Raw genomic sequence first — 4,565 nt, 5'->3', positions numbered from 1 at the left:
GTATATTCTCAAAGTTTAAGGCACGCTCACTTCGGCGTTTAACCGCGCAGATAAACTGCGCTTACGCCTCCGTAGCGAACGTCTGCTCACGCAGCCGCCAGAGCAATTTCAAAGTGAAATTGCTCTAGGGCATTTAACACTTGAAATGCTCGCTTACGGCAGGCAAAAGGCTGCCTGCGCAGCCGTCCCGAGCGGTTTCAAAATAAAATCACCCTAACCGCAACGGGAAAAGCCGCAGGCCGGGCAGATGAGGCAGCCCTCCTGAAATACCAGCTTTTCGCCGCAGTCCGGGCAGCGACTGGCGGCAATATCATTGACGGTATCCACCACTTCGTCCTTGAGGTAGCGCTGTTCCAGCACCCAGGCGATGGCATCGGGTATGGAAAGCAGCAGCCCCTTGCCCCGAAAGACAGGATGTTCGCCGCCTATGCCCTTGATCTGCGCCACTACGTCACGCACGTGCACACCGGAGCGCAACGCAAGGGACACAAGCCGCCCGATGGCCTCTGCCTTGGCCGTGATGGAACGCCCGGACTTGCCGATGGTGGCGAACACTTCAAAGGGCCTGCCGTCCACCTCATTTACGGTAAGATACATGGCCCCAAGACCAGTCTGCACCTTGCGGGTAAAGCCCTGTACTTCATCCGGACGCTTGCGCACCAGTGACGGCGCTGCGGCAATGGGGCCACCCGCAGCATACCCGTCGACATATTCGCCCGCAGCACCTCCGTCCGCGGCTTCAGCGGAACCGCCGTCCATTTTTTTCTGGCCTTCTCCGGTTGCCAACACCTGAATGCTCTTGCAGCCGTCGCGGTACACGGTAACGCCCTTGCAGCCCTCCTGATAGGCCAGCCAGTAAATTTCACGAATATCCTGTTCTGTCGCGCTGTTGGGCAGGTTGACGGTTTTGGACACGGCATTGTCCGTATGCCGCTGAAAGGCTGCCTGCATGCGCAGATGCCATTGGGGGGCGATGTCCATAGCGGTCACAAAGGTCTTGCGCAGCACAGCGGGCAGATAGTCCATATCCTGAATGGATCCCCTGGCTGCCACCGCATCCATCAGTTCGTGACTGAACAGCCCCCCGGACTCCAGCGCCGTCTCAAAATGCGGATTGATCTCCACCAGACGTTCGCCATCCAGAATGTTGCGGGTAAAGCAGAGAGCAAAAAGCGGTTCCACGCCCGACGAGCAGCCCGCAATGATGGAAAGCGTACCCGTGGGCGCAATGGTGGTTACCGTGGCATTGCGGTACGGCCCAAGTTTTTTGGCCGCAAACACCGAAGACTCATAGGCCGGAAAAGGTCCGCGCTCCCGCGCCAGTTCCGCCGAGGCCCTGTGTCCTTCTTCCTGCACAAAGGCCATGATGCGCTCGCCAAGATCAAGCCCCTGCTGCGAGTCATACGCCACGCCAAGCTGAAAAAGCAGATCCGCAAAGCCCATAACGCCCAGGCCGATCTTGCGGTTTTTGCGCACGGTTTCGCCGATGCGCTCAAGCGGAAAGCGCGAAGCGTCAATCACATTGTCAAGAAAACGCACAGACAGATGCACCACACGGCGCAAATCGTCCCAGTCAATGCCCGCAGCGGGGTCTGCACCGTTTTCATGCCCCGGCACATGAAAGCAGGAAAGGTTGATGGAACCCAGATTGCACGCCTCAAAGGGCAAAAGCGGCTGCTCGCCGCAAGGATTGGTGGACTCGATATCTCCCTGGTCAGGCGTGGGATTGTCACGGTTGATGCGGTCAAGAAAAACAATGCCCGGATCGCCGGACTGCCACGCCTTGCGCACCAGCAGGTCGAAAACCTGGCGCGCGGGCAGGCGGTTTATGACTTCACCGTTATGGGGCGAAACAAGGTCATACTGCTCGTCGCCTTCCACAGCCTGCATGAACGCTTCTGTCAGTCCCACGGAAAGATTGAAGTTATTAAACTCCCCTTCTTTCTCCTTGGCCCGGATGAACTCCAGAATATCCGGGTGATCCACCCGCAGAATGCCCATATTGGCCCCGCGCCGCGTGCCGCCCTGCTTTATCTGCTCGGTGGCGGTATTAAAGATGCGCAAAAAAGACACAGGGCCGGACGCCACGCCTCCGGTGGAGCCTACGCGGCTGTCTTTGGGCCGCAAGCGGGAAAAGGAAAAGCCCGTGCCGCCGCCGGATTTGTGTATCATGGCGGCGTATTTGACGGCGTCAAAAATTTCTTCAATGGAATCCCCCACGGGCAGTACAAAGCAGGCCGAAAGCTGCCCCAGGTCCGTACCGGCGTTCATGAGGGTGGGCGAATTGGGCAGGAATTTCCAGCTGGTCATGAGGTCGTAAAAATCACGGGCCAGTTGCTCAGACTTGCGGCTTGAGCCTTTGTAGCTTTTTTCCTGGGCGGCAATGGACGCGGCCACGCGCCAGAAAAGATCGCGCGGCTCTTCAATGATCTTGCCGTCCAGGTTTTTACGCAGATAGCGCTTTTGCAAAACAACTTCGGTATTGGGCTTCAGTTGCGGATGGGGCAGATTTTTGGGCATTGCAAACATGGGAGCAGAAACCTTTTCTTGAAGTTACAAAGGGCGAAAGCGGCCCTGCGGGCCAAACGCCACTATACACGGTTGTGGACCGAATGAAAGCAGCCAGCATGCATCTAGATACTAACTATTTGGTTTTCATATCTTTTTATATTGATAAATTGTATCATTAGGCAATCATTCATAAAAATCCGCCCCGTGCTTCATCAAACAGAACACGGGGCGGCCAAAAAGGCGAACAGGCAAAACGGCTAAGCGCCAGCCCGGGATTAGAGCATTTTAACTTTGAAACTGTTCCGACTCTTGCGCTGACAGACGGACGCGGCAAAGGTGCAAGTTATTTTTGACAGGATTTTTGATACAGGCAAAAAGCGGCCTGCTACGGAAATAAAAAAAGTGGCAAAAGGTAGATTTTTTGACACTCCCTTGTGTCTAACTTATCTCCCAGGCTCTTGCTTTTTGGTTTGTGTCTGTTGGCGCTCTTTTTCAAGGACTGGATGTATAATTTCTTTTACGAGAGCATGCATATCTTTATTGCTTCCAAGCTGGTCAAGTGAAAAAGTAATATCCCTTTTTGTACCTTCTGATTGAGCTAACGTAATTGAAATTTTATTAACGCTAATATCTCTTGCAATATATAAAACATCTCTTCCGGAAGCGTTTTTGTTAAGAGCCTCCCATTCTAAATGATAGCCTGATTCTTTAGCAAGCTGTCGCGTAAAAGTTCTTAATGTCCTGCTATTTCCATCATTGAATGGATGTATATAGTCAACTGCAATGTATATATCAGCAATATTTTTACAAAATTCTTCTTTTTTTAATATAGACAATTTTTTTGTGTCTATAGTAGAAAGCATCATTTCTAATTTTTTTTGAGCGTCTTTTGACATATTTGAATACGCAACATTTGAGGCAGCATTAACGCTTTCAAGCTGTCGTGTTTTTACCCAATCAAGGTTTTTGCCTACAGGTTTTCTAAATTGCCCTGGTGTAATGTCGCTTCCGAGTTTTGGAAAATCTTGAAAAATACGTCTATGTATCTCTTTGAGATGTAAAATATTAAAATTTCCTTGAACTGCTTTTTCTTCTAATTCGGCGAGACGAAGAATAACAGCAATATCTTGTTTTTCTTTTTGACTGTACATAGTAGTTTGCTCACAAAAAGGCAGTGTACAACACTGCCTTTTTAGTTATGCCAAAAGAGTTTTAAGGATGCTATTTATGTCCATTTCTCCGTTTATATAACGAGTAATAAATGGGCGGGCATTCTCAGGAAAATAGCAGCCTTCAAAATTTGCAGATGCTTCAGCAAATTTTATTGCTTGCGCCCGGTGTTCACCTTCTTTATTGGGAAGATTAGACGCGTCTTGCACATTATCTATGAAATTTTGCATCAAAATTCGCAAAATTTGAGCAGCGGGCATTTTAACTTTTTTCGCTGCCTTGGTGAAATCAGAGCGTAAACTAGGTTCAACTCGGAACGTTATTGTCGTCTCTTTATTCATGGTTGGTTGCATGTCATTGCTCTCCATTTTTCAAAATGTAGTACATTTTAGACGTAATGTCAATGTAATTACATTTGTGAGCTTTCACTTGCAGTCCGTAATCCGGGGGGAATATTTAGCCATTCGTGCTACTCGTGCGGAACGCCGTTTTAAGAAAAACAGCAGTTATACTTCTGATCAACCTGGCTACGGAGTTGCCGCGGCAAACACATTCGTGTTACGCAAAAAGGGAACCCCCGGTTTGCGAAGGGGCCACAAACCAGGGGGTTCTAGGGTAATCCCTTGGCCGAAAGGCGCAAGCGCAGCTTCAGCCGTTGCCCCCCGGGGTTATGGACGCGGTTAAACACGGTAGCCTACCTCTGGCCCTCTGGGGGGGGCAACTTCCACCCCCAAGGGCTTCACACGCCGGAAAACGGCTTCTGTCAGGGCTGAGAACGCCAGTAGTCAACCCAGGGCCGCCCCAAAGACCTATCCTTTTCCGCCTCGCCTTTCATGGCGGCCCTGCACGTGCCGGGTGCCTTGCGCAGAAGCGGACGGGTCGGG

General features: G+C 51.0%; 3 protein-coding genes. All 3 read right to left on the bottom strand.

Going from position 1 to position 4,565, the window contains the following annotated elements; all coding sequences use genetic code 11:
- Positions 1-213: 213 nt before the first annotated feature.
- The 3 genes from V6C07_RS04710 to V6C07_RS04700 all read right to left on the bottom strand — a co-directional run bounded on the left by V6C07_RS04710 (position 214) and on the right by V6C07_RS04700 (position 4,034).
- A complete protein-coding gene (locus V6C07_RS04710) occupies positions 214-2,529 on the bottom strand; it encodes a vitamin B12-dependent ribonucleotide reductase (protein WP_333535214.1) in 2,316 nt (771 codons plus the stop codon).
- Positions 2,530-2,954: 425 nt separating this feature from the next.
- Positions 2,955-3,662 carry a Fic family protein gene (locus V6C07_RS04705; RefSeq protein WP_333535213.1) on the bottom strand — a complete coding sequence of 236 codons (708 nt, stop codon included), beginning with the start codon at positions 3,660-3,662 and terminating at the stop codon, positions 2,955-2,957.
- 45 nt (positions 3,663-3,707) lie between these two features.
- The gene (locus V6C07_RS04700) at positions 3,708-4,034 is read right to left on the bottom strand and encodes a hypothetical protein (protein WP_333535211.1); all 327 of its coding nucleotides are present in this window, start codon (positions 4,032-4,034) and stop codon (positions 3,708-3,710) included.
- Positions 4,035-4,565: the final 531 nt, after the last annotated feature.

The sequence above is a fragment of the Desulfovibrio sp. 1214_IL3152 genome (assembly GCF_036763055.1).
In the GTDB taxonomy this organism is placed as follows: Bacteria; Desulfobacterota; Desulfovibrionia; order Desulfovibrionales; family Desulfovibrionaceae; genus Desulfovibrio.
Note: the sequence above shows the minus strand (reverse complement) of the source record. Positions and strands in the feature narration are given on the sequence as shown.

Coding starts and splice junctions, on each gene's coding strand:
- V6C07_RS04710 (WP_333535214.1), bottom strand. CDS start 2,529: ATGTTTGCAATGCCCAAAAATCTGCCCCATCCGCAACTGAAGCCCAAT.
- V6C07_RS04705 (WP_333535213.1), bottom strand. CDS start 3,662: ATGTACAGTCAAAAAGAAAAACAAGATATTGCTGTTATTCTTCGTCTC.
- V6C07_RS04700 (WP_333535211.1), bottom strand. CDS start 4,034: ATGCAACCAACCATGAATAAAGAGACGACAATAACGTTCCGAGTTGAA.